Raw genomic sequence first — 22,433 nt, 5'->3', positions numbered from 1 at the left:
TCAGGAGAGCCCCGCCCCCGCTGTCGGGGGGCGGGGCTCTTCGCCGTCCCCTCGCGGGGCGGCCGCGGTCCCGGTCCGGTCCTGGCCCCTGCCCCTGCCCCTGCCCCTGCCCCGCAGTGTCGCCGTCAGGAGCGCGACGGCCACGCCGCCGGCCGCCCACGCCGACAGCACCAGCAGGGAGCCCGTGGAGTCGTTGCCCCTGAAGTAGGCGATCGAGCGGGCCGCCCAGGTGCCCGCGCCCGGGGGCAGGGCGGGGCCGATGTCCTTCCAGAACGGGGGGAGCAGCGGGGGCGGCAGGGCGCCGCCCGCGCTCGGGTTGCCGAGGATCACCATGATCAGGATGGCCAGGCCGATGCCGGCCAGGCCGATGAGGGACTGGAAGGCGAGGGTGGCCGCGCCGACCGCGAAGACGGTCAGGGTGCCCAGGCCCCACAGGGCGGGGATGCTGCCCGGGAGCGCCCCGAGGACCGGCCCGACGATCAGGGTGCCGCCGAGCCCCGCGACGACGGCGACGACGGCCATCGCGAAGAGGCGGATCAGGGTGCGCCGCGGGGTGGGGCGGCGGGCGCCGGAGCTGATCGTCATGATCGACGCGCACAGGTAGCCGCCCACGCACCAGCCCACGGTCAGATAGAAGGGCGTGAGCCCGTTGGCGTCCTGCGGGTCGGCCGGGACCACGTCGACGGTGCGCAGGGTGCGGTCCTGTGGTCGCTCCAGATCGGTGAAGAGGGTCTCCAGCGCGAGGGCCAGGACCCTTCCGCCGCCGCTGGCGACCAGGAGGGTGTCCCGGGCGCCGGCCGGGTCGATCACCAGGGCGCCGTAGATGTCGCGGTTCAGGATCCGGGCGCGGGCGGTCTTCGCGTCGGGGAGTGCGCGGGGGTCCAGGGGACTGCCGGGCAGCCCGGCCAGCCGGTCCACCGTATGCCCGGCGACCGCCGGGGGTGCCACGACGCCGACGGGGACGTCCCTGGGCTTCGGGTCGTGGAGGGCACCCACGTAGGAGGTGATGAAGAGCAGGCTGAGGGCGAGTACGCCGGCCACGAGCAGGGTGGCCCGGGGGGTGACGGCCTCCTTCACCTCGGCGAGGAAGGGGCTGGGCTGCGTCATGCCTCCACGCTCCGTGGGCGGCGGTCTTCGCGCAGGTGGGGGAGGACCGAATGAGTGTCGTACGGGTGTTCGATAAAGGGCGCGGAGATGGTCTATGGTGAGGGAGTAGGGAACTGATGTTCGAGGGTCGATCGCGGGCCCGCCAGGGAGGTGCGTGTGTCGGGCTTCACGCATCTGCACACCGTCTCCGGCTTCTCCCTGCGGCACGGCGCCTCCCATCCGGAGCGGCTGGCCGAGCGGGCCGCCGAGCGGGGCATGGACGCCCTGGCCCTCACCGACCGCGACTCGCTCTCCGGCGCCGTCCGCTTCACCAAGGCCTGCGCCGCGGCCGGGGTGCGCCCGCTGTACGGCGTGGAGCTGGCGGTGGAGGAGTCCGCGCCGCGCGGGGAGGCGGCGGGGCGCCGGCGGACCCCGGTGCGCGGCGGCGCGTTCGTCGAGGAGCCCGCGCAGCGGGTGACCTTCCTCGCCCGGGACGGGGCCCACGGCTGGGCCGACCTGTGCCGGCTCGTCTCCGCCGCCCACCGCGGCGACGGCCCGCCCCTGCTGCCCCGGGCGGACAACCGGGGGGACGGGCTGACCGTCCTGCTCGGACCCGCGTCCGACGTGGGCCGCGCGCTCGCCGCCGGCCGTCCCGACCGGGCGGCCCGGCTGCTCGAGCCCTGGCGGGAGCTCTACGGCGACGCCCTGCGGCTGGAGGCCGTGTGGCACGGGCGCCAGGGCACCGGGCCGGGGTCGCTGCGGCTCGCCGCCCGGACCGTGGGCTTCGCCGCCGAGCAGCGGGTCCGGCCCGTGCTGAGCAACGCCGTGCGGTACGCGGACCCCGGCCTCGGACCGGTCGCCGACGTGCTGGACGCCGCGCGCCGGCTCGTGCCGGTCGACGCCCTCGGGGAACGGGACTCGGGGGAAGCCTGGCTCAAGGGCGCCGAGGAGATGGAGCGGGTCGCCGAGGGGGTCGTGGAGGCGGCGGGCTTCCGGCGCGACGCCGCGCGCCGGCTGCTGGAGCAGACCGGGGCGACCGCCGCCGAGTGCCGCGTCGACCCCGAGGACGATCTCGGCATCGGCACCGTCCACTTCCCCGAGCCGTATCTCGTCGGCGCCGGCCGGCGCACCGCCCAGCGGGCGCTCGCCTCCCGGGCGGTGGCCGGAATGGTGCGGCGCGGCTACGACGGGCGGCGGGCGTACTGGGAGCGGATGCACCACGAGCTGGACATCATCGCCCACCACGGGTTCGCCTCCTACTTCCTCACGGTGGCCCAGGTCGTCGACGACGTACGGGCCATGGGGATCCGGGTGGCCGCCCGGGGGTCCGGCGCGGGCTCGCTCGTCAACCACCTGCTGGGCATCGCGCACGCCGACCCCGTCGAGCACGGGCTGCTGATGGAGCGCTTCCTGTCCAAGCGGCGGCTGGTGCTGCCGGACATCGACATCGACGTGGAGTCCGCACGGCGGCTGGAGGTGTACCGCGCGATCATCGACCGGTTCGGGAGCGAGCGGGTGGCGACCGTCTCGATGCCGGAGACCTACCGGGTGCGGCACGCGATCCGGGACGTGGGCGCGGCCCTGTCCATGGACCCGGCCGACATCGACCGCATCGCCAAGTCCTTCCCGCACATCCGGGCCCGGGACGCCCGCGCGGCCCTGGACGAACTGCCCGAGCTGCGCCGGCTGGCCGGGGAGCGGGAGCGGTACGGCAGGCTGTGGGAGCTGGTGGAGGCACTGGACGCCCTGCCGCGCGGCATCGCCATGCACCCGTGCGGGGTGCTCCTGTCCGACGCCTCCCTGCACTCCCGGACGCCCGTCGTGCCGACCAGCGGTGAGAGCCTGCCCATGTCGCAGTTCGACAAGGAGGACGTGGAGGACCTCGGGCTGCTCAAGCTCGACGTGCTCGGGGTGCGGATGCAGTCGGCGATGGCGCACGCGGTCGCCGAGGTGGAGCGGGCCACGGGCGAGCGGATCGACCTGGACGGGGTGCCGGACGGCGACCCGGCGACCTACGGGCTGATCCGGTCCGCCGAGACGCTCGGCTGCTTCCAGATCGAGTCGCCGGGTCAGCGGGACCTCGTCGGACGGCTCCAGCCGGCCACCTTCCACGACCTGGTCGTGGACATCTCGCTCTTCCGGCCCGGACCGGTCGCCGCCGACATGGTGCGGCCGTTCATCGAGGCCCGGCACGGGCGGGCGCCGGTGCGCTACCCGCACCCGGACCTGGCGGAACCGCTGCGCGACACGTACGGGGTCGTCGTCTTCCACGAGCAGATCATCGACATCGTGCACCTCATGACCGGCTGCGGACGGGACGAGGCCGACCGGGTGCGGCGCGGGCTCTCCGACCCGGAGTCGCAGGGGCGGATCCGGGTGTGGTTCGCCCAGCACGCGGCCGCGAAGGGGTACGACGCGGAGACCATCGGGCGCACCTGGGAGATCGTCGAGGCGTTCGGATCGTACGGCTTCTGCAAGGCGCACGCGGTCGCCTTCGCCGTGCCGACCTACCAGTCGGCCTGGCTGAAGGCCCACCACCCGGCCGCCTTCTACGCCGGGCTGCTCACCCACGATCCCGGGATGTACCCGAAGCGGCTGCTACTGGCGGACGCGCGGCGGCGCGGGGTGCCGATCCTGCCGCTGGACGTGAACGTCTCGGGCGTCACCCATCGGACCGAACTGGTGTCTGATTCGGGGGAGTCCGGCGGCACCTGGGGGCTGCGGCTCGCCCTCTCCGACGTGCACGGCATCAGCGAGGCCGAGGCGGCCCGGATCGCGGCCGGGCAGCCGTACGCCTCCCTGCTCGACTTCTGGGAGCGGGCCCGCCCCAGCCGCCCGCTCGCCCAGCGGCTCGCCCAGGTCGGCGCGCTGGACGCGTTCGGCGCCAACCGGCGGGACCTGCAACTGCACCTGACCGAACTGCACCGGGGCGCCCGGGGCGGCGGCGGGGACCAGCTCCCGCTGGCCGGCGGCCGGCGGACGGCCCCGGCCGGACTGCCCGACCTGACCTCGGAGGAGCGCCTCAGCGCCGAGCTGGGAGTGCTGTCGATGGACGCCTCGCGCAATCTGATGGACGACCACCGGGAGTTCCTCCAGGAGCTGGGCGTGGTCGGCGCGCGCCGGCTGCGGGAGGCGCGGCACGGGGAGACCGTGCTGGTCGCGGGCGCCAAGGCGGCCACCCAGACCCCGCCGATCCGGTCCGGCAAGCGGGTCATCTTCAGCACGCTCGACGACGGGACGGGCCTGGTCGACCTCGCCTTCTTCGACGACTCGCACGACGCCTGCGCCCACACCGTCTTCCACTCCTGGCTGCTGCTGGTGCGGGGCGTCGTGCAGCGGCGCGGGCCGCGCAGCCTCAGCGTCGTGGGCTCCGCCGCCTGGAACCTCGCGGACCTGCTGGAGGTGCGCCGGCGCGAGGGGCTGGAGGGCGTCGCCGCCCGGCTGGCCGGTGACGGCGGCCCCGGGAGCGGCCCCGGCGCCGACGGCGAGGGGGCGGCGCGCCGCCGGCTGGCCGGATCGGAGGGGGCGCCCGCGCCGGCCGGCTCCGCGGCCCAGGACCGCATGGAGCGGCAGCGGACGATCCGCATGTCCACGGGGTACGAGATGCACCCCTGGGCCGATCTGCGTCCCGCGGGCGAAGGGCCCGCGGGGGGACGGAAGTTGTGGCACCAGAGTCCGGGGAGTGCGGGATGACCATCTCGGCGTACGTTTCCAGCTGCCGACCGGGGACGAGACGGCCCTGCCCGGGCTGCTCGGACTGCTGGAGGACTTCACGCCCGTCGTCCAGGCGCTGCCCCCGGACATGGCGCTGGCCGATCTGCGCGGCGCCGAGCGGTACTTCGGGCGGGACGCCGTCGAACTGGCGGCGATGATCCGGGTGCGGGCCCTCGCCCACCTCGGGGTCGACTGCGCGATCGGCGCGGGTCCCGGACCGATGCCGGCCCGCGTGGCCCTGCGGGACGCCCGGCCCGGCGTGACCGGCGTGGCACCCGGCGAACCGGACGCCCTCGCGGAGTTCCTGGCCGAGCGGCCCGTCGCGACGCTGCCCGGCGTCGGCCCGGCCACCGTCCGCACCCTGGGCGCGTACGGCCTCGACACCCTCGGCCAGGTCGCCGCCGCGCCCTTGTCCACCCTTCAGCGGCTGATCGGCGCCCGGGCCGGCCGGGAACTGCGCGAGAGGGCGAGCGGCATCGACCGCGGCCGGGTCGTCCCGAACGCCGAGTCCCGCTCGCCGGCCACCGAACGCCCCTTCACCCGCGACGAACCGAACCCCGGACGGCACCGGCGCGCACTGCTCTCCGCCGCCGAGGAACTGGGCGCCCGGCTGCGCGCCCTGGACAAGGTCTGCCGCACCCTGACCCTCACCGTGCGCTCCGCCGACTCCCTTTCCACCACGCGCAGCCGCACCCTGGCCGAACCCGCGGCCCACTCGGTGGCGCTCACCAGGACCGCCTACCACCTGTACGACGCCCTGGGCCTCGAGCGCGCCCGCGTCCGGGCGGTCGCGCTGCGCGCCGAGGGTCTCGACCCGGCCGAACGGGCCTCGTACCAGCTCACCTTCGACCCGGTGGACGAGAAGGTGCGCCGCGTCGAGGAGGTCGCGGACCGTGTGCGGGCGAAGTTCGGGGCGCGCGCGGTGCTGCCGGGGGCGCCGGCCGCGTGACCCTCAGCGGGTCCACGGGGGCACGATGCGCGTCCCGTCCGCGAGTTCCGCCTCCAGGCCGACGAGCGTGGTCACCCAGGTGATCGCGGGACGCGCGCCCGGGTTCTCGACGGTGAGAGTGGCACCGGCGGTGACGATGAGCGTGTCGCCCGCGGTGACGCGGGTCGTCTCCCCGTCGAGGGTGACGCGTAGTTCGCCGTCGAGGACGTGCAGGATCTCCTCCTTGCTGACGGTGTGCGCGGGCGCGCGGGTACCGGCCGGCACCTCACCGCGCCAGGCGCACAGGTCCCGGCTGCCGGTGCGCGGGGTGGCGTACGAGACGAAACGGGCGCCGTGCATCTCGTGCACCACGGCGTCGGACGGACGGACGACGGGCATGACGGACTCCTTCACAATGGTCAAGCTACTTGACTATATGGTCAAGCAGCTTGACCGACAGGTCAAGGGTGTTTCAATGCCTGCGTGCAGAACTCCGACGCCATGGCCCTGTCCGCCGCCCTGCTCGCCGCCGCCGGTGACCTCACCCGGCGCATTCACGACGGCGTGGTCGCCCGGGGTTTCGAGGGGCTGCGGCCCGCGCACGGGTTCGCGTTCGCCCGGCTCGCCCCGGACGGCGCCACGGTCACCGAGCTCGCCACCCATCTCGGCGTCACCAAGCAGGCCGCGAGCCAGCTCGTCGACGAGATCGTGCGCAAGGGCTACGCCGAGCGCCGTCCGCACCCCGGTGACGCGCGCGCCCGGCTGGTCGTGCTCACCGAGCGGGGGTGGGCCTGCACCCGCGCCGCCGAGGCGGCGGCGGCGGAGGTCGTGGGGACCTGGGCCGAGGAGCTGGGCGAAGGCGACCTGCGGGCCCTGCTGCACGGGCTGACGCGGATCGCCTCGCACGGCCCGGTTCGCCCCAGTTGGTGACGGCCTGTCAGGGCCATTATCAGAACCCCCGGTTACCACTGGAAGTTTTTTACCGACACGTAACTTCCCACCACCGCTACTCGCCCGTAACTTGACGAGTGAACAGCATCCTTCGTGATCCGGATCACAGGGCGTAAGGCCGTCGTACCTCCCCCCTGAGCCGCGAGGAGATCACCCGATGCTGCCCTGGAAACGAGTGCTCAGACCCCTGGCCGCGCTGCTGCTGACCGCCGCGGTCGCCGTCGTCCCCGCCACCGCCGCCCAGGCCGCCCCGACGGCGCCAGCACCCAGCAGCGGCTGGAACGACTACTCCTGCAAGCCCTCCGCCGCCCACCCCCACCCCGTCGTCCTGGTGCACGGCACCTTCGCCAACTCCGTCGACAACTGGCTGGTCCTCGCCCCCTACCTGACCGACCGGGGCTACTGCGTCTTCTCCCTCGACTACGGCCAGCTGTCCGGCGTGCCGCTCTTCCACGCCCTCGGCCCCATCGACAAGTCCGCCGAACAGCTGTCGGCCTTCGTCGACAAGGTGCTCGCGGCCACCGGCGCCGCCGAGGCCGACCTCGTCGGCCACTCCCAGGGCGGCATGATGCCCCGCTACTACCTCAAGTTCCTCGGTGGCGCACCCAAGGTGAACGCCCTCGTCGGCATCGCGCCCAACAACCACGGCACCACCCTGTCCGGGCTCGCCAACCTGCTGCCGTACTTCCCCGGCGCCGGCGACCTGCTGAACGCCGCCACCCCCGCCCTCGCCCAGCAGGTCGCCGGGTCCGACTTCATGAACCGGCTCAACGCGGGCGGCGACACCGTCCCCGGGGTGCGCTACACCGTCATCGCCACCAAGTACGACGAGGTGGTCACCCCGTACCGGACCCAGTTCCTGTCCGGCTCCTCCGTGAAGAACGTCCTCATCCAGGACAAGTGCGCGATCGACCTGTCCGAACACGTCCTCGTGGGCCTGACCGACCGCATCGCCTTCCACGAGGTGGCCAACGCCCTCGACCCGGCCCACGCCACCCCCACCACCTGCGCGTCCGCGATCAGTTAGCGGCTGACCGCGGACACACCGCCGGGGCCTGACCGGCCTGAGCCGCCGTTCAGGCCCCGGAACCCGAGGGATCAGCCGCCGTGCCGGGCGCCGCCCGCCGCCCGCCGGCGCACCGACGCGAACAGGACCGCCGAACCCAGCGCGAGCGTGGCGGCCCCGCCCACCGCCAGATACCCGGTGGAGGCGTCCCCTCCCGTCTCCGCCAGGTTCTCCCCGGCGCTCGCGGCCTTCGGCCGGTTCGCCGCGACGGACGGCGTGTCCTCGGCCGCGGCCGGCTCCGCCGACGTGCGGGCGTCCTGGTCCCCGTGCCCGCCGTGCTCGACCGTCGACTTCTCCGTACCGGCCTCGATCTGCTCCTCGGAGGGCGCGGACGCGCTCGGCGCCGCCGACGCCTCGGGAGCCGCGGGGGAACCGCCGCCCGCGGTGCCCCCGCCGCTGCCGCCGAAGGTGACGTCCGAGCAGGAGTAGAACGCCTCCGGGCTGTCCGAGCGCTGCCAGACCGCGTACAGCACCTGCTTGCCCGACCGCTCGGGCAGCGTGCCGGAGAACGTGTAGAAGCCGCCCTCGGCCACCGGGTCGGTGGCGCTCGCCACCGGGTTCGCCAGATCCAGGTCACCCCAGGCCAGCGGCTTCGACGGGTCGTAGCCGGGCTTGGTGACGTACACCTTGAACGTGCCCTTGTGGGGGGCCGTGACCCGGTACTTGAAGGTGTACGACCCGCTGCTCACGCTCGTCGCCGGCCAGTCCGCGCGGGCCAGGTCGAGCCCCTTGAACTCCTCGTTGTTCGCGCTGCACAGCTTCCCGTCCGGGATCAGCTCCTGGTGCCGGCCGCCCGCGTCGCCGATGCGGATGCCGTTCCAGTCGTACAGGGCCTGAGTGCCGCCGGCCGCGACGGCCGCCCCGCACGCCGCGGACTTCGGGCTCTCCGGGCCCTCCGCGTAGCACTGCGAGACCCGGCTGACCGGGTCGCCCATCGACCCGTGCGCCGAGGCGGGCGCGGCGGCGAGTGCGGTCAGGGCGAGCGGCGTCAGACCGAGCGCGGCGACGGCGGCGGCCTTGCGGCGTGCGGGCATGGCGGATCTCCTCAGGGGCCTGGTGCAGGGGGTGATCCCGTGGGGGCGATCAGAAGTTAGCCCGAACGGACGACGAAATCGCCTGCCGGAGAGGGGTGATGGCGATCTTTAGGGTCGCCTTAAGGAACCGCTCAGCCTGGGATCAGGTAGATACCGTCGTCCCATGACGAGCGAGCAGATCCGGCCGGCCACGGCCGCCGACGTGCCGGCCGTGAAGGCGGTGACCGACGCGGCGTTCACGCCGTACATCGAGCGCATCGGGGTCGTCCCCGTGCCCATGGAGGCCGACCACGCGGCGAACGTGGCGGCGGGGAAGGTGTATGTGACGGGCCGGCCCGTCACCGGGCTGGTCGTCGTCGAGGCGTACCCCGACCACCTGTACCTCGACACCGTCGCCGTGCACCCCGATGCCCAGGGGCAGGGCGTCGGGGGACGGCTGCTGCGGTTCGTGGAGACGCACGCGCGTGCGCTCGGCCTGCCAGAGGTCAGGCTCTTCACCAACGCCCTGATGTGGGAGAACCAGATGATCTACCCGAGGTACGGCTACGAACTCGTCGAGCGGCGCGTGAGCGGTCCCTACGACCGTCTGCACTACCGCAAGCGGCTCGGCTGATCCGGTTCGGTCCGGTCCGGCGGACGGCGTGGCGTCTCAGCCTTCCGGCCACCAGGTGCGGGCGATGTCCTTGCGGATCTCGGGCCGTCCCGACGGAGACTGGTCCGCCTCCTCGCGGACCTTGCGGGCGTCCGGCTTCTTCAGGGGCTTCTGCACGGTCGTCCGGTGCATGGCTGCCTCCTTCAGTGCAGTGCCTACCGTGTTCCGCGTCGGCGCGGAGGTAGACGGGTCCGGGGAGAGTTCCTCATCGCCGCAGGTCCTGTCAGTGGCGGGCGTCACGAATCCCGCTGTCAGTGGCGGGTGTCACGCTGGGTCCATGACCAACGGTGAACAGTCACTCAGCAGCGCGTACACGGACTGGGACGCCGCCGCGCCCGCCTTCGACGACGAGCCCGACCACGGCCTGCGCGACCCCGAGGTGCGGCAGGCGTGGGCGGACCGGCTGCGCTCCTGGCTGCCCGACCGTCCCGGCGACGTCCTCGACGTCGGCTGCGGCACCGGCAGCCTCTCGCTGCTCGCGGCCGAGCAAGGACACCGGGTGACGGGCGTGGACCTGTCCCCGGCGATGGTGGAGCGCGCCCGCGCCAAGCTCGCCGGACGTGACGCCGTGTTCCTCGTCGGTGACGCGACGGCGCCACCGGTCGGCGAGGACCGCTTCGACGCCGTGCTCGTCCGGCACGTCCTGTGGACGCTGGCGGACCCCGCGCGCGTGCTGCGGCGCTGGGCGGGCCTGCTGCGGCCCGGAGGGCGGCTGGTGCTGGTGGAAGGGGTGTGGGGCACGGTCAGCCCGGTCGGCATACCGGCGGACCGGCTCACCGGCCTGCTCGCCCCCCTCGCCGGGGACGCCCGCGTGGAGCATCTGTCGGACGACGCCCGGCTGTGGGGGAGGACCGTGACCGACGAGCGGTACGCGGTCGTCGCCGTGCCGTAGCACACAGGTTGGGGCTGTCCGTGGCGTCTTGGAGGGCTGGGCAGCGCTGATCCGGCCTGACCGACAGGACACCCCCTAGCCGAGCAGAGACTCCAGGCCGCCCTCGCCCCTCGCGCACGCCTCCAGCGCGTCCAGGGCGGCGACCGCCGCGGCGGCGGCCTCGGGGTCCGCCTCGGTCAGACCGCTCTCGGCGAACTCGTCCTCGTCGAGCCGGCGCACCTGCGCGCCGTCGGCCGAGCACCACAGGTCCAGGTCGAGGTCCTCCACCACCAGCTCGCCGCCGGACCGCGTGGCCGGACGGGTGACGTCGCAGTACCAGCCCTTGCGGGCGCCCGACGCGGCGCGGACCTCCTTCACCGCGTACCAGCGGTCGCGCCAGTAGTACTCGGTGAAGACGTCGCCCGGCTCGAAGCGCACGAAGCCGAAGTCGCGGACCCCGGAGCCCGCCCACGGGGCGCGGACGGCGATGCGGACGCCGTCGTCGTCCAGCAGCTCCGCCGCGTAACGGATCTTCGTACGCCCGCCCTTGACGAGCACCACGTCCAGCCGGCCGGGCCGGTCAGCCGAGTTCGCGGACATGCCGCACCTCCGTCGCGCAGATCTCGTACCCGAACCAGCGGTTGACCGCCAGCATGGGTGCGTTCTCGCTGTCGTTGCCGGTCAGCGCCTCCTCGTACCCCGCGGCGCGGGCGCGGTGCAGGGAGTGGTTCTTGGCGAGTTTGGCCAGGCCCCGCCCGCGGAAGGCGCGCGCGGTCCCGGTCATGGCCGTCGCGTAGCGGCCGGCGCGGTCCGCGTGGGCGGCGCTGAAGGCGACGGGGCGGCCGTCGACCACCGCGACCGAGGTGAGGTCGAGGTCGAGGAGGGGGTGCCGCCAGGTCTCGCGCAGCCAGACCTCGTAGTCGGTGAACTCGGCCTGCACATCGCCCGGTTCGTCCGACGTCACCTCGGTGTCCAGGAGGAACAGCGGGCGGGGGTCGTCCGCGAAGTCGGCGGCCGTGCGCAGTTCCACGCCGGGCGGCGGGTCCTGGAGCGGGGGCAGTGCCGCACCGGCCAGGTCCAGACGCAGGAAGTGCGAGGAACGGCTGGGCCGGTAGCCGCGGCGTTCGGCGAACGCGCGGTGCCCCGGCGCGTCCAGGACCCACGAGAACAGCCTGGTCGCGCCCCGCGCCGCCAGATGCTCCTCGGCGGCCCGCACCAGCAGCCTGCCCGCGCCGCGCCCCGTGCGGTCCGGCCGCACATAGACGTTGAGGTAGCCCTGGCCCGGCTCCGGGCTGTCGTGCGCCAGTCCGAGCTGGGCCGTGCCGATCGTCTCGCCGTCCTCCTCCGCCACCAGGGAGCGGTAGTGCGCGCCGGGGTGTGTATGCGCCTGGCGGTGGCGCACCGCGTCCTCGTTCCACAGGATGTACGGAAGACCGAGGTGGCGGCTGTGGACGAACCGCTCGACGTCGTCGGGGTCTTCGATGCGGAGGTCGCGCACGATCACGGTCATGGCGCGCACGCTAATCGGGGAGCTGCCGGTGGTGCCTCTCATTTTCCGGCGGGTACGGGACAATCGGCCTGTGACCTTGAAGATCCACATCGACGACAGTGCCGTCGCGCCGTACGAACAGGTGCGGACGCAGATCTCCGAGCAGGCACGGTCGGGGGTGCTGCCGGTGGGCTACCGGCTGCCGACCGTGCGCGGGCTCGCCCAGTCGCTGGGGCTGGCCGCCAACACCGTCGCCAAGGCGTACCGGGCGCTGGAGAACGACGGGGTGATCGAGACCCGGGGACGCAACGGCACGTTCGTGGCCGCCGCCGGATCGGCCGCGGAACGGGAGGCGGCATCGGCCGCCCAGGTCTACGCCGAGCGGGTCCGCCGGCTCGGCCTGGACGAGGACGCGGCGCTGGAGGCCGTACGGGACGCGCTGCGGGCGGCCTACGAGGACTGAGCCGCGTCCCGCGCCGGGCCCAGCAGGCGCTCCGGCGTGCGGGTCGGCTCCCGGCCCGCCCTGCGCGCCGCCCGCGCGAACGTCATGGCGTCCTCGACCGCCGCGCCCGTCGGGTCGTTGTTGAAGTACGCGTACACGTCCTCGCCGGCGGACCAGGTGCCGGCGATGCGCCGCACCCAGGTGTCCAGCGCCTGCCGGCCGTAGTGCGGCCAGCGCCGGGCGCGGCCCACGTGGAAGCGGACGTACCCCCAACCCGCGGTGCGCCACAGCGGGGTCACCGGGCGCGACTGCACGTCGGCCCAGCACAGGGCGGCACCCCGGGCCTCCAGGACGTCCCGCGTGCCGGACGTCCACCAGCTGTCGTGCCGGGGCTCGACGGCGACCCGGACGCCGGACGGGAAGCACGCCAGGCAGGCGTCCAGCAGCCCGGCGTCCGCGCGCAGGGTCGGCGGCAATTGCAGGAGGACCGGGCCCAGCCGGTCGCCGAGGCCCTCGGCGTGGGTCATCAGCCGGCGCACCGGCTCCTCGGGATCCTTCAGCCGCTTGATGTGGGTCAGATAGCGGCTCGCCTTCACCGCGAACACGAAGTCGTCCGGCACCCGCTCGCGCCACGCCTCGAAGTTCTCGCGCGACGGCAGCCGGTAGAAGGCGTTGTTGAGCTCGACCGTGGCGAACCGGGCCGTGTACTCCTCCAGCCACCGCCGCATGGGCACGTCCGCCGGGTACAGGACGTTCCGCCAGTCCCGGTACTGCCACCCCGAGGTGCCGACGAACAGGGTCATGTATCCATCAAAGCATCCGGGGTGGCCGGGGGCGGGAACGCCGTCACAGGTACAGGCCCGCGTCGGCGCCGTCCCGCGGGTCCGGGAGCGACGTCGGCGAGGTGCCCCGCTTCAGCGCGTACAGCTCCGCCAGGGTGGCGCCCTCACGGCCCACGCCCTCGTCCGTGCCGAGCCAGCCGATCGCCTCCGGGCGGGTCAGCGGCCCCACCTCGATCCGGGCCAGACAGCGGCCCGGGCGGACCACGGCGGGGTGCAGCCGCTCCAGGTCCTCGTTGGTGGTGACGCCGACCAGGACGTTGCGGCCCTGGCCCAGCAGGCCGTCCGTGAGGTTCAGCAGCCGCGACAGGGCCTGGCCCGCGGTGTGCTTCGCCTCGCCCCGGATCAGTTCGTCGCAGTCCTCCAGGAGCAGCAGCCGCCAGCGGCCCTTGCCCGTGGAGTCGTCCTCGCCGATCGCGATGTCCATCAGGTACCCGACGTCGCCGAACAGGCGCTCGGGGTCCAGTACGCAGTCCACCTGGCACCAGTCGCGCCACGAGCGGGCCAGGGTCCGCAGCGCCGACGTCTTGCCGGTGCCGGGCGGGCCGTGCAGCAGCAGGAGACGGCCCGCGATGTCCTCCGGCGTCGTCTTCATCAGCCGGTCCATCGCGTCCGCCACCGGTGCCGTGTAGTTGGGCCGCACCTCCTCCCAGGTGCCGGCGGAGATCTGCCGGGTCGTGCGGTGCGGGCCGCGCCGCGGGGAGACGTACCAGAAGCCCATGGTCACGTTCTCCGGCTGCGGTTCCGGTTCGTCCGCCGCGCCGTCCGTCGCCTCGCTCAGGACGCGCGCCGCCAGTTCCTCGCTGGTGGCGGTCACGGTGACGTCGGCGCCGCGGTTCCAGCGGGAGACGAGCAGCGTCCAGCCGTCGCCCTCCGCCAGCGTCGCGCTGCGGTCGTCGTCGCGGGCCGCGCGCAGCACCCGCGCGCCCGCCGGCAGCAGGGTCGCCCCGGACCGGACGCGGTCGATGTTCGCCGCGTGCGCGTACGGCTGCTCGCCCGTCGCGAAGCGGCCGAGGAACAGCGCGTCGACGACGTCGGACGGCGAGTCGCTGTCGTCGACGTTGAGCCTGATCGGCAGAGCGTCGTGTGGGTTCGCAGACATGCGGCCATGATCCGTCACAGCGGGTCGCCGTGCACGCGGTTTCCCCGTCGCGTCCCCGTCCCGTGCCGTGGGGGCACCGTGTGCCGCGGAAACCTGCCCAGGGGGCCGACGCCCCCGTTACCGTTGTCCTTGATGGGACGTCATGGGTGGAATTCGGGGGCACGGCGGTGGCGGTTCACCGCGCTGCTCGGGGTGGGCGCGGCGGCTCTGGCCCTGATCGTGACCCTCCTGAGCACACTTCCCGGCAACGGCGTGGACGCCGACGGCACCACACGCGACGGCGACAAGGTGCACGGCACCCCGACGGCCGCGCCGCACGCGCGCGACCCCGAGGTCGGCTGGGGGTTCACGCACACCCAGCACAGCGCCGACGAGGGAGCCCCGGCCGCCGTCGCACGCGTCGAGCGCCGGATCGCCGACGACGGGGGACTGCCGCAGATCCAGCACGTCATGGGCTGGGGTGCCGACAACCCCGAGCCCGTGCGCGGGCGTTACGACTTCGAGGCGATGGACCGTCGCATCGACTTCGTGCGCGCCTCCGGCGGCACCCCGGTCGTCACCCTGTGCTGCGCGCCGGACTGGATGAAGGGCGGCGAGCCCGGCGTCGACGCCACCGACTGGAGTCAGGCGGCCCTGGAGACCGCGCCCGAGCCCGAGCACTACGACGACTACGCGGCGCTGGCCGTGACGGTCGCCAGACGCTACCCGGACGTACGGCACTTCGTCGTCTGGAACGAGTTCAAGGGGTTCTGGAACGACGCCGAGGCCCGCTGGGACCACGAGGGCTACACGAAGCTCTACAACCTGGTCTACCGGGCGCTGAAGAAGGTCGACCGGGACATCATGGTGGGCGGCCCCTACCTGGTGATGGACAGCGTCGACCCCCGCGCGCACGAGGCGTCCAAAGCCCTCAGGGGCCCGTGGGGCGCCCTCGACCAGCGGACCGTCGACGCCTTCCGGTACTGGAACGAGCACAAGGCCGGCGCCGACTTCGTCGTCGTGGACGGCTCCAGCTACACCCGCGACGACGAACTGCTGCCCGACGAGTTCGCGGCCACCGCCAAGTTCACCGACGTCAGCCGGTGGGTGCGCGAGCAGACCGGTGACCTCCCGCTGTGGTGGGCCGAGTACTACGTCGAGCCGGCCGACGGCGACGACGAACGCGAGGGCTGGTCCGAGGCCCGCCGGGTCGCCGTCCACGCCACCGGGCTGATCGCGCTGGCCGAGGGCGGCACCACCTCCGCGTTCTACTGGAACCCGGAGAACGAGAAGGGCACCGCCTGCGCGGGCTGTCTGTGGACGCCCACCGCGACCACGCGCGGCGGCGCCGAGCTGCCCATGTACGCACTGCTCTCCCGGTTCGGCGAGGAGTTCGGGCCGGGCACCCGGTTCGAGCGGGTGCCCGTGGACGGGGCAGGCGTGCGGGTGCTGGCCACCGACGAGACGGTGCTGGTCGTCAACACCCGCGACCGGCAGATCAGCGGCCGGGTCGACGGCAGGAAGGTCACCCTGCACGCCTACCAGGTCGAGTGGCTCGAGCGCTGAGCCAGCCGGCACCCGTCACTCGATCGTCAGGAACCGCTGCACCAGCGAGGCCAGCAGCACCGCCAGCAGCGGCAGCGAGAACCAGAAACTGCTCTGCAGCCGGCTCAGCTGCCGCACGCTCGGCGCGGTCGCCACCCGCACGATCTCCCGGGCCGCCAGCAGCAGGATCAGCGCGACGGCCGCGAGACCGCCGACCACCGACCACGGCGTCCATGTCACCTGCGGCCCGACCGGACCCGGATCGGCCTTCGGCACCGCCCCCGCCGGCTGCTCGCGCAGCGCGTACATCGTCACGTCCGCGTTGGCGAAGACCCGCTTCAGCTCCGGCCGCCGGTCCAGGTTCCGCAGCAGCCGGGTCTCCCATGTCGGCGAGTAGCCCACGTCCAGCCGCAGGAACGTGACCTGACCGCGGTTGACCATCAGATACGAGTTCGGGCCCGCGTCCTTCAGCGCCTTCACCAGGCCCGACACCAGGACCGGGTCGGCCGGCGCCTGCGTCGGCAGATAGGAGACCTTCTCCATGTCCCGGGCGCCCCACGGCATCGCGGGCGTCACGTCCTCGACCGGGTCGCTGCTCAGCCACAGCAGACGCAGACTCGGATCGTCGTGGGCGTACACGTACTCCATGGCGGCGACCTCGCCCGGCCGCACCCGCTCGAACGGCTCGTTGCCCCACCGGGCCACCAGGAAGCCGCCCATGAGCACCAGCCCCGCCATGAGCGCGGCCAGTGGGGCGAGACTCACCCGGTCCCGTTCACGCTCCTCGGCGGTGACGCCGGTCCGCGGGAACAGGGCCAGCCCCGTGAGCAGGGCCGCCCCGGGCAGGGCGAACATGAAGACCCGCAGTGCCATCTCACCGCCGTACGACTGCATGCCGAAGCCGAGGAACGGCACGAAGGTCAGGATGAGCAGCGAGCGCTCCCGGTAGTGGTGGAAGCGCCGGCGCCACCAGCCCCAGCAGGCGAACGCCATCACCCCGCCGGCCAGCAGGACACGGACGTACAGCACGAGCTGGTGGGTCGAGCTGCCGCCCTCGATCCGGCCGGAGACGGAGGAGGTGACGTTGCCGCCGACCCCGCCGACCCCGCCGAACAGTTCGTCGAAGTGCCCCGACCAGTACGGCTCGGCCAGGAAGCCGATCCAGGCGGTCACCATCACGCCGAACAGGACGGGCAGGCCGCGCAGTTCGCACCGGCCGAGCAGCACCAGCGCCGTCACCACGCCCAGCATCACGAACGGCGTCAGCTGGTGGGCCGGGACACTGGCCGCGAACAGCCCCATCACGACGGCCAGCAGGACGGCCCGCTGCCGCCGGTTCGCCGGTTCCACCTCCAGCTCGCCGGGCCGGCGCCGCGTCCAGATCACGCGCGGCGCGCGGAACCAGACCAGCAGGACCGCCGCGAAGACCAGGTACAGCAGATACGTGAAGCCCTGCGGGGAGAAGTAGTCCTGGCCCACCCAGCCGGCGAGCACGAAGACCCAGACACCGGTCCACTTCGCCCGCCAGCTCGCCCGCATATGGCGCACCAGCAGGAACATCGGGACCAGGTACAGCAGTTGGACGGCCGTCGGCCACCAGCGGACGACCTCGGTCAGATCGTCGACCCCGCAGGCCCGCGCGGTGAACGCGGCCACCGCGAAGAATCCCGGCCAGCTCCAGCGCGCGTCCAGATCCGGGACGGCGGAGCCGGTGCGGTCGATGTAGTCGAGGAAGCCCAGGTGCTGCCAGGCCGTCGCGAACCGCGGCTCGGTCTCGATCAGCGCGGGCAGGGCGTGCAGCGACACCACCGTCGCCAGCAGGGTGACCAGCAGCAGGGCCCGGTGCTCGCGGTTCAGCCACAGCAGCGAGGCGAACACGACGGCCAGCAGGGCCGCCCCCAGCAGCGTCGGCGGCGGCAGCACCGAGATCAGCCCGAGCCCGCCCATGCGGTCCAGGTCGCTCTCGCCGAGCCGCAGCGCGGGCACCCAGTACAGCAGGAGCGCCGCGACCAGCAGGCAGCCCAGCACGACGCCGACCCGGGTCGGCAGCAGCCGCTCGCGCCGGCCGCCCGCGGGCGCGTCCGACCGCCGGTGCGGCTCCCCCGGACCGGGCGGCTCCGGTGCCGCTTCGGGTTCCGGCGGCGCGGCGGTCTCGTCGGGTTCCTCCACGGCGGCGGTCACCTCGCCCCTGCCCGCGTCGAACGCGTCATCGAACGGCGCGTCCACCTCGGCGGGACCCGCCGACGCCTCCGAGCCCGGCTCGCGCCCCGACTCCACCGGCAGCCCGGCCTCCGCCGCGCGGGCCCAGGCGGGCCGGTGCTCCGGGCGGACGCGCGGCGTGCCCGTGGGCGGGGTGCCCGGTCCGGGCCGGACGTCGGGCCGGCGTTCCAGATGGTCGAAGTCGACGTGGATGCCGAGCGCGAGGGTGTCGCTGTCCAGCGCCCAGCCGGGCCCGCGCTTGCGCGCCCCGGCGGACACCTCCCGGGTCCCCAGGTCGGCCAGGTCCCCGTCGGGGGCCGCGTCCTCGGGCACGTCCGCCCCGGAGCCCCGCACCGTCCGGTACAGCCGGGGCGCGGCGATCGCCACGATCACCGAGAGCGCGGCGATCTCGGCGACCCCGGCGCCCGTCAGGCCCATCCGGGGCAGCAGGAGCAGCGTCAGCCCGAGCACCAGGGCACACAACAGCCCCTGCAGCCACGCCAGCCCGGCCGTCCGGCTCTGCGCCCGCAGGACCGCGAAGTACGTCTCCATGACGACCCGCAGCAGCCCGCCCACCGCGAACCAGCGCAGCAGCGGGGTCGCCGCGTCCGCGTAGCCCGCGCCGAAGACGCCCAGGATCCAGGGCGCCCCGAAGAACAGGACCGCCGAGACCGGCAGCATGATGCGGGCCATGCGGGTCAGTGCCGCCCGGGTGTCGGCGGCCAGCCGCCCCGGGGCGTGCGAGCCCTCCACGGTCAGGGAGGCGCCCATGTTGATGGCGAGCAGGTTGACGGTGCCGCCGATGGTGGCGGTGATGTAGAAGTACGCGTTGTCCTCGGCGGAGACCCGCGCCGCCACGATCACCGGGACGAGGTAGACGACGGCGAGCGAGAACAGCGAGCCGGTGTAGTCCCCGGCCAGGAACCGGCCGACCTCCCGCAGCGACGGCGGCCGCGCGTGGTCCTCGGTCGCCGCCATGTGCCGGGGCACCAGTCGGCGGAACACCAGCCAGCCCAGCGGCAGCACCGACACCGCGATCGCCGCCACCCACGACACGAAGACGCCTGCGGTCGGGATCGCCACCGCGAACGCCACCAGCAGCCCCAGCTTCACCGCCGAGAACACGGTGTTGCCGACGGGCACCCACAGCGCGCTGCGCAGTCCGGTCAGCACCCCGTCCTGGAGGGTGAGCAGGTTCCAGGCGATGACGGCGACGACGAAGAACAGCCCGTTCAGCGGCCCGTGCAGGAACCGGTACGACGGTCCCCACAGGTCCAGCGTCAGCAGGAAGACCCCGGCGGCCAGCGCCACCACCACACAGCTTCCGGCGTACGTACGGAGGATCAGGCGCCCCGTCGACCGCCCGGCCACCGGGATGAACCGGGCCAGCGCCCCGGTCAGCGTCACCGCCGTCAGCCCGGCGAGGAACTTCATCGCCGCGATCGCGGCCGACCCCTGGCCGACCGCGGACTCGGAGTAGTAGCGGGCGGCGGCCAGCCAGAAGCCCAGTCCCAGCACCGCCGAGACACCGGTGTTGATCATCAGGGCGTAGGCGTTGCGGAACAGCTGGCTGCCGCCGCCGGAGGACCTGCCCAGGCCGGGCAGGCGGAGGCGGCGCCCCGGCCGCCCGGGCGGCGGCGCGTCGGTCGAGGCGGGCTCGGTCGTGGTCGTCGTGTCAGACACGGGTACGGATGGCCTTCCGGCGGACCTGACGGGCTCTGCGGACCACGGCGTACCCCTTGGTCAGGGCGCGGTCCCTGGCGAACGTACGGGCGACGGCACGGCCTTCGACCAGCCGGCCGAACTCCTCGATGCCGGTGGTGCGGCGCACGGTGAGCCGGGTGAGCGCGTACGGCCCCTGCCGGCGCCGGGCGAGGCCGTTGTTGACGGCGAGCGCCTGGGCGTACCCGGTCTCCCGCACCGCCTCACGCACCCGGCGGCTGGAGTAGCCGTACGGATAGGCGAACGAGGCCGGGGCGGTGCCCAGGTGGTCCGAGACGATCTCCCTGCAGAGGATCAGCTCCGAGCGGAGCCGGTCGTCCGGGAGCTGGTCCAGTTGCGGGTGGGTGTGGCTGTGACCGCCGATCTCGACGCCGGCGGCAGCCAGTTCGCGTACCTGCTCCCAGTCCAGCATGGTGTCCAGGCCGCCGCCCATGTCGTGCGGGCCCTTCAGCCAGCCCGTGGAGACGAACACCGTGGCCGTGAAACCGTGGGCGCGCAGCACGGGCAGGGCGTGCCGGTGCACGCCCGCGTAGCCGTCGTCGAAGGTGATCAGCACCGGCCGCTCGGGCAGCGGCTTCCCGGAGCGCCAGTGCTCGGCGAGCTGCGCCGTACGCACCGGCGTGAGGCCCAGGTCGCCGATCAGGGCCATCTGCTCCGCGAACGCCTCCGGCGCCACCGACAGCTCCCGGGTGGCGTCGTTCGGCGCGGTGGACACCGCGTGGTACATCAGGATCGGCACCCGCGACCCGCTCATCCCGTCCCCCCTCCGGCGCCCGGCGATCCCTCGATCCCGGCCACCGCGTACGTGGCGCCGCCCCGGCGCGCGCGGACACTCCCGACGACGTACCCGCCCGCCGCCGTCAGCACCCCCGCCACGATCGCGCCCGCCCGCCCCGCGCCCCCGGGCCGGGCGAGCAGTGCGTCCCGCAGACCGCGCGCCACCCCGGCCGGCAGGACCCGTGTGGTGTACCGGCGTTCGGACTCCAGTCCCTTGTCCGCGCCGACGCTGCGGGCCACCAGGGCCTTGGACAGACCCTCCGCGTAGGTGCGGGTGCGGAAGTACCGGAAGCGCTCCCGCGGACCGGGCACCCGGTGGTGGATGATCGCGCGGTCGTCGATCAGCAGCACCGCGTCGGGCCGTGCCCGGGTGAGCCGGATGCACAGCTCCGTCTCCTCGCAGCCCAGCGGCAGCCGGTCGCCGTCGCGGCCGATGCCGGTCGCGAAACCGCCCGCGGCGTCGAACGCCGTACGGCGGAAGGAGGCGTTGCCGCCGAGGACGTTGCGGACCTTCGTCCGGCCGCCGGGCAGGCCCCGGTAGGTGCAGCCCACGACCCAGTCGAACTCCTCCGGGAACCAGTCCGGCCGGCGGCCGGACGCCCAGATCGGCTCGGTGCGCCCGCCCACGGCCATGACCCGCGGGTCGCCGTACCCGGCCGCGAAGTACGTCAGCCAGTCCCGCTCGGCCACGGCGTCGTCGTCGAGGAACGCGACGACCTCTCCGCGGCACGCCGCGATGCCCGTGTTGCGGCCGGCCGACAGGCCGCGCGGGCCCGCGTTGGCCAGCACCCGCACCTCGGGCGTCTCCTTGTACTCCTTGGCCAGCCGGTCCAGCAGCGCCTCGTTGTGGTCGACGACCAGCAGGGTCTCCAGGGCCGGGTACGCCTGCGCCCGCACCGAGGCGACCGCGGCGAGGATGTCCTCCCAGCGGTCCTCGGTGTAGACGCAGATCACGACGGAGATGCCGGGACCGCTCAAGGCATCTCTCCCCGGGCCTGGGAGCGCGAGCCGACCGAGGCCAGCACGGGGGAGTGCGCGGCGGCGCTGCGGCGGCGCAGCGCACGTCGGTTGGAGCGCTCCTTGAGGATGACCCTCAGCACCCGCAGGCCGTCGCGGACGGCCCGCAGATTGCTGGTGCCGTGGATGCGGAGGTACTCGTGGCTCGGTATCTCCTGCACCTTCAGCCCGGCCTTGACGACCCGGATGTTCATCAGGGTCTCGACCTCGAAGCCGGTGCAGTCGAGGTCGATCTTGTCCAGGCAGTGCCGCCAGAACGCGTTGTATCCGTAGCAGAGATCGGTGTAGCGGGCGCCGAACTTGCGGTTGACGGCTGTGCACAGCGCCCAGTTGCCCAGCTTGCGGATGAACGTCATGTCGTCGGTTCCGCCGCCGTTGGCGAAGCGGGACCCCTTGGCGAAGTCCGCGCCCGAGACCAGGGCGGAGACATAGCTGAGGATCTCGTTGCCGTCGGCGGAGCCGTCCGCGTCGACCATGACGATGATGTCGCCGGTGGCCGCCTCGAACCCGGTGATCAGGGCGTCCCCCTTGCCTTTGCCGCGCTGGCGCACGACCTTGACCTCGGGCCACAGCTCACGGGCTACCTCGACGGTGCCGTCGGTGGAGTTGCCGTCCACCAGCACCACTTCGTGGATCCAGTCCGGCAGGGTCTTGAAGACGTACGGAAGGTTCTCCGCCTCGTTCATGGCCGGGATCACCACGCTCACCGGCGGTGCGATGGCCAGGTGTGAGGAGACGGGCCGGTACCCGGCCGGTGACGGATCGTGGCCCGCGACCGCCGGGCGCAGCACAGAACTCATGAGTCGGTCCCTCTCGTCCGGTGGACCGCCCGCCCCTGGGCGGCCCGGTGAAGTGTCCGGTTCGAAAGGGGGGTTGTGTCACCCGAGCACGGCGGCTGTCTCTCCCCGTGCGTCCGGTGAGCTGGCATGTCTGGCCGGCCACCCCGAAGAGCGGCGGCCGGTCGCGCGGCACGACTCGGTCGACGGTGCGGACACCTTCACCGAGCACCCCCCTACCGCG

Annotated in this window: 20 protein-coding genes; 8 read left to right on the top strand and 12 right to left on the bottom strand. The window is 73.7% G+C overall.

What is annotated here, in order from left to right:
- On the bottom strand, nt 1-1,107 hold the full coding sequence (locus ACFRAC_RS16835) for a DUF3533 domain-containing protein (protein ID WP_382924644.1): 1,107 nt from the start codon (nt 1,105-1,107) through the stop codon (nt 1-3).
- Between the two features lie 156 nt (nt 1,108-1,263).
- Here ACFRAC_RS16835 and ACFRAC_RS16830 point away from each other — a divergent pair, with 156 nt between their 5' ends.
- Both ACFRAC_RS16830 and ACFRAC_RS16825 read left to right on the top strand, forming a co-directional pair.
- Nucleotides 1,264-4,779 (top strand): DNA polymerase III subunit alpha, encoded by a 3,516-nt coding sequence (locus ACFRAC_RS16830; RefSeq protein ID WP_382924643.1) that lies wholly within the window; start codon nt 1,264-1,266, stop codon nt 4,777-4,779.
- The gene (locus ACFRAC_RS16825) at nt 4,769-5,749 is read left to right on the top strand and encodes a hypothetical protein (RefSeq protein WP_382924642.1); all 981 of its coding nucleotides are present in this window, start codon (nt 4,769-4,771) and stop codon (nt 5,747-5,749) included. Before ACFRAC_RS16830 ends, ACFRAC_RS16825 begins: the two co-directional genes overlap by 11 nt.
- A 3-nt stretch (nt 5,750-5,752) precedes the next feature.
- On the opposite strand, the gene ACFRAC_RS16820 is transcribed toward ACFRAC_RS16825, so the two are convergent.
- The gene (locus ACFRAC_RS16820; RefSeq protein WP_382924641.1) at nt 5,753-6,127 is read right to left on the bottom strand and encodes a cupin domain-containing protein; all 375 of its coding nucleotides are present in this window, start codon (nt 6,125-6,127) and stop codon (nt 5,753-5,755) included.
- Nucleotides 6,128-6,211: 84 nt separating this feature from the next.
- Between ACFRAC_RS16820 and ACFRAC_RS16815 the strand changes: the two genes are divergently transcribed.
- A complete protein-coding gene (locus ACFRAC_RS16815; protein WP_382924640.1) occupies nt 6,212-6,658 on the top strand; it encodes a MarR family winged helix-turn-helix transcriptional regulator in 447 nt (148 codons plus the stop codon).
- A gap of 178 nt (nt 6,659-6,836) precedes the next feature.
- Nucleotides 6,837-7,706, top strand: a complete 870-nt coding sequence (locus ACFRAC_RS16810) for an esterase/lipase family protein (RefSeq protein ID WP_382924639.1) — start codon at nt 6,837-6,839, stop codon at nt 7,704-7,706.
- 71 nt (nt 7,707-7,777) lie between these two features.
- Here ACFRAC_RS16810 and ACFRAC_RS16805 read toward each other — a convergent pair whose 3' ends face one another.
- Nucleotides 7,778-8,779 carry a lytic polysaccharide monooxygenase gene (locus ACFRAC_RS16805; RefSeq protein WP_382924638.1) on the bottom strand — a complete coding sequence of 334 codons (1,002 nt, stop codon included), beginning with the start codon at nt 8,777-8,779 and terminating at the stop codon, nt 7,778-7,780.
- Between the two features lie 163 nt (nt 8,780-8,942).
- On the opposite strand from ACFRAC_RS16805, the gene ACFRAC_RS16800 reads away from it, so the two are divergent.
- Entirely contained in the window at nt 8,943-9,392 is a 450-nt protein-coding gene (locus ACFRAC_RS16800) for a GNAT family N-acetyltransferase (RefSeq protein WP_382924637.1), read from the top strand.
- A 36-nt stretch (nt 9,393-9,428) separates the two neighbouring features.
- Here ACFRAC_RS16800 and ACFRAC_RS16795 read toward each other — a convergent pair whose 3' ends face one another.
- Nucleotides 9,429-9,563 (bottom strand): hypothetical protein, encoded by a 135-nt coding sequence (locus ACFRAC_RS16795; RefSeq protein ID WP_382924636.1) that lies wholly within the window; start codon nt 9,561-9,563, stop codon nt 9,429-9,431.
- Between the two features lie 145 nt (nt 9,564-9,708).
- Here ACFRAC_RS16795 and ACFRAC_RS16790 point away from each other — a divergent pair, with 145 nt between their 5' ends.
- The gene (locus tag ACFRAC_RS16790; RefSeq protein ID WP_382924635.1) at nt 9,709-10,323 is read left to right on the top strand and encodes a class I SAM-dependent methyltransferase; all 615 of its coding nucleotides are present in this window, start codon (nt 9,709-9,711) and stop codon (nt 10,321-10,323) included.
- A gap of 75 nt (nt 10,324-10,398) precedes the next feature.
- Here ACFRAC_RS16790 and ACFRAC_RS16785 read toward each other — a convergent pair whose 3' ends face one another.
- Together ACFRAC_RS16785 and ACFRAC_RS16780 are read right to left on the bottom strand one after the other, a co-directional pair.
- The gene (locus ACFRAC_RS16785; RefSeq protein WP_382924634.1) at nt 10,399-10,902 is read right to left on the bottom strand and encodes a DUF402 domain-containing protein; all 504 of its coding nucleotides are present in this window, start codon (nt 10,900-10,902) and stop codon (nt 10,399-10,401) included.
- Nucleotides 10,883-11,812: a GNAT family N-acetyltransferase gene (locus ACFRAC_RS16780; RefSeq protein WP_382924633.1), complete on the bottom strand. Its 930-nt coding sequence runs from the start codon at nt 11,810-11,812 to the stop codon at nt 10,883-10,885. The genes ACFRAC_RS16785 and ACFRAC_RS16780 overlap by 20 nt, the downstream gene beginning before the upstream one ends.
- 70 nt (nt 11,813-11,882) lie before the next feature.
- On the opposite strand from ACFRAC_RS16780, the gene ACFRAC_RS16775 reads away from it, so the two are divergent.
- Nucleotides 11,883-12,254 carry a GntR family transcriptional regulator gene (locus tag ACFRAC_RS16775; RefSeq protein WP_361339715.1) on the top strand — a complete coding sequence of 124 codons (372 nt, stop codon included), beginning with the start codon at nt 11,883-11,885 and terminating at the stop codon, nt 12,252-12,254.
- Here the strand turns inward: ACFRAC_RS16775 and ACFRAC_RS16770 are convergent.
- Nucleotides 12,242-13,036: a DUF72 domain-containing protein gene (locus tag ACFRAC_RS16770; RefSeq protein WP_382924632.1), complete on the bottom strand. Its 795-nt coding sequence runs from the start codon at nt 13,034-13,036 to the stop codon at nt 12,242-12,244. The two genes, ACFRAC_RS16775 and ACFRAC_RS16770, sit on opposite strands and share 13 nt — an antisense overlap.
- A gap of 43 nt (nt 13,037-13,079) precedes the next feature.
- Nucleotides 13,080-14,174: a DUF5925 domain-containing protein gene (locus ACFRAC_RS16765; protein WP_382924631.1), complete on the bottom strand. Its 1,095-nt coding sequence runs from the start codon at nt 14,172-14,174 to the stop codon at nt 13,080-13,082.
- A gap of 132 nt (nt 14,175-14,306) precedes the next feature.
- On the opposite strand from ACFRAC_RS16765, the gene ACFRAC_RS16760 reads away from it, so the two are divergent.
- Nucleotides 14,307-15,719, top strand: coding sequence for a xylan 1,4-beta-xylosidase (locus ACFRAC_RS16760; protein ID WP_382924630.1), 1,413 nt, complete (start codon nt 14,307-14,309; stop codon nt 15,717-15,719).
- Nucleotides 15,720-15,734: 15 nt separating this feature from the next.
- On the opposite strand, the gene ACFRAC_RS16755 is transcribed toward ACFRAC_RS16760, so the two are convergent.
- Genes ACFRAC_RS16755 through ACFRAC_RS16740 form a run of 4 tightly spaced genes read right to left on the bottom strand, consistent with a single transcriptional unit; the run spans nt 15,735 to nt 22,213 of the window.
- On the bottom strand, nt 15,735-19,580 hold the full coding sequence (locus ACFRAC_RS16755; protein ID WP_382924629.1) for a lipopolysaccharide biosynthesis protein: 3,846 nt from the start codon (nt 19,578-19,580) through the stop codon (nt 15,735-15,737).
- The gene (locus tag ACFRAC_RS16750; RefSeq protein WP_382924628.1) at nt 19,573-20,373 is read right to left on the bottom strand and encodes a polysaccharide deacetylase family protein; all 801 of its coding nucleotides are present in this window, start codon (nt 20,371-20,373) and stop codon (nt 19,573-19,575) included. The genes ACFRAC_RS16755 and ACFRAC_RS16750 overlap by 8 nt, the downstream gene beginning before the upstream one ends.
- The gene (locus ACFRAC_RS16745) at nt 20,370-21,374 is read right to left on the bottom strand and encodes a glycosyltransferase family 2 protein (protein ID WP_382924627.1); all 1,005 of its coding nucleotides are present in this window, start codon (nt 21,372-21,374) and stop codon (nt 20,370-20,372) included. Before ACFRAC_RS16745 ends, ACFRAC_RS16750 begins: the two co-directional genes overlap by 4 nt.
- Complete coding sequence (locus tag ACFRAC_RS16740) at nt 21,371-22,213, bottom strand: glycosyltransferase family 2 protein (RefSeq protein ID WP_382924626.1); 843 nt, start codon at nt 22,211-22,213, stop codon at nt 21,371-21,373. Before ACFRAC_RS16740 ends, ACFRAC_RS16745 begins: the two co-directional genes overlap by 4 nt.
- Nucleotides 22,214-22,433: the final 220 nt, after the last annotated feature.

The sequence above is a fragment of the Streptomyces sp. NPDC056628 genome (genome assembly GCF_042792555.1).
GTDB lineage: Bacteria > Actinomycetota > Actinomycetes > Streptomycetales > Streptomycetaceae > Streptomyces.
Note: the sequence above shows the minus strand (reverse complement) of the source record. Positions and strands in the feature narration are given on the sequence as shown.

Excerpts from the sequence above, each read along its gene's own strand:
- ACFRAC_RS16770 (WP_382924632.1), bottom strand. The coding sequence starts at position 13,036 with ATGACCCTGTTCGTCGGCACCTCGGGGTGGCAGTACCGGGACTGGCGG.
- ACFRAC_RS16750 (WP_382924628.1), bottom strand. The coding sequence starts at position 20,373 with ATGAGCGGGTCGCGGGTGCCGATCCTGATGTACCACGCGGTGTCCACC.
- ACFRAC_RS16790 (WP_382924635.1), top strand. The coding sequence starts at position 9,709 with ATGACCAACGGTGAACAGTCACTCAGCAGCGCGTACACGGACTGGGAC.
- ACFRAC_RS16780 (WP_382924633.1), bottom strand. The coding sequence starts at position 11,812 with ATGACCGTGATCGTGCGCGACCTCCGCATCGAAGACCCCGACGACGTC.
- ACFRAC_RS16795 (WP_382924636.1), bottom strand. The coding sequence starts at position 9,563 with ATGCACCGGACGACCGTGCAGAAGCCCCTGAAGAAGCCGGACGCCCGC.
- ACFRAC_RS16740 (WP_382924626.1), bottom strand. The coding sequence starts at position 22,213 with ATGAGTTCTGTGCTGCGCCCGGCGGTCGCGGGCCACGATCCGTCACCG.
- ACFRAC_RS16805 (WP_382924638.1), bottom strand. The coding sequence starts at position 8,779 with ATGCCCGCACGCCGCAAGGCCGCCGCCGTCGCCGCGCTCGGTCTGACG.
- ACFRAC_RS16810 (WP_382924639.1), top strand. The coding sequence starts at position 6,837 with ATGCTGCCCTGGAAACGAGTGCTCAGACCCCTGGCCGCGCTGCTGCTG.
- ACFRAC_RS16835 (WP_382924644.1), bottom strand. The coding sequence starts at position 1,107 with ATGACGCAGCCCAGCCCCTTCCTCGCCGAGGTGAAGGAGGCCGTCACC.
- ACFRAC_RS16760 (WP_382924630.1), top strand. The coding sequence starts at position 14,307 with ATGGGACGTCATGGGTGGAATTCGGGGGCACGGCGGTGGCGGTTCACC.
- ACFRAC_RS16820 (WP_382924641.1), bottom strand. The coding sequence starts at position 6,127 with ATGCCCGTCGTCCGTCCGTCCGACGCCGTGGTGCACGAGATGCACGGC.
- ACFRAC_RS16765 (WP_382924631.1), bottom strand. The coding sequence starts at position 14,174 with ATGTCTGCGAACCCACACGACGCTCTGCCGATCAGGCTCAACGTCGAC.
- ACFRAC_RS16800 (WP_382924637.1), top strand. The coding sequence starts at position 8,943 with ATGACGAGCGAGCAGATCCGGCCGGCCACGGCCGCCGACGTGCCGGCC.
- ACFRAC_RS16785 (WP_382924634.1), bottom strand. The coding sequence starts at position 10,902 with ATGTCCGCGAACTCGGCTGACCGGCCCGGCCGGCTGGACGTGGTGCTC.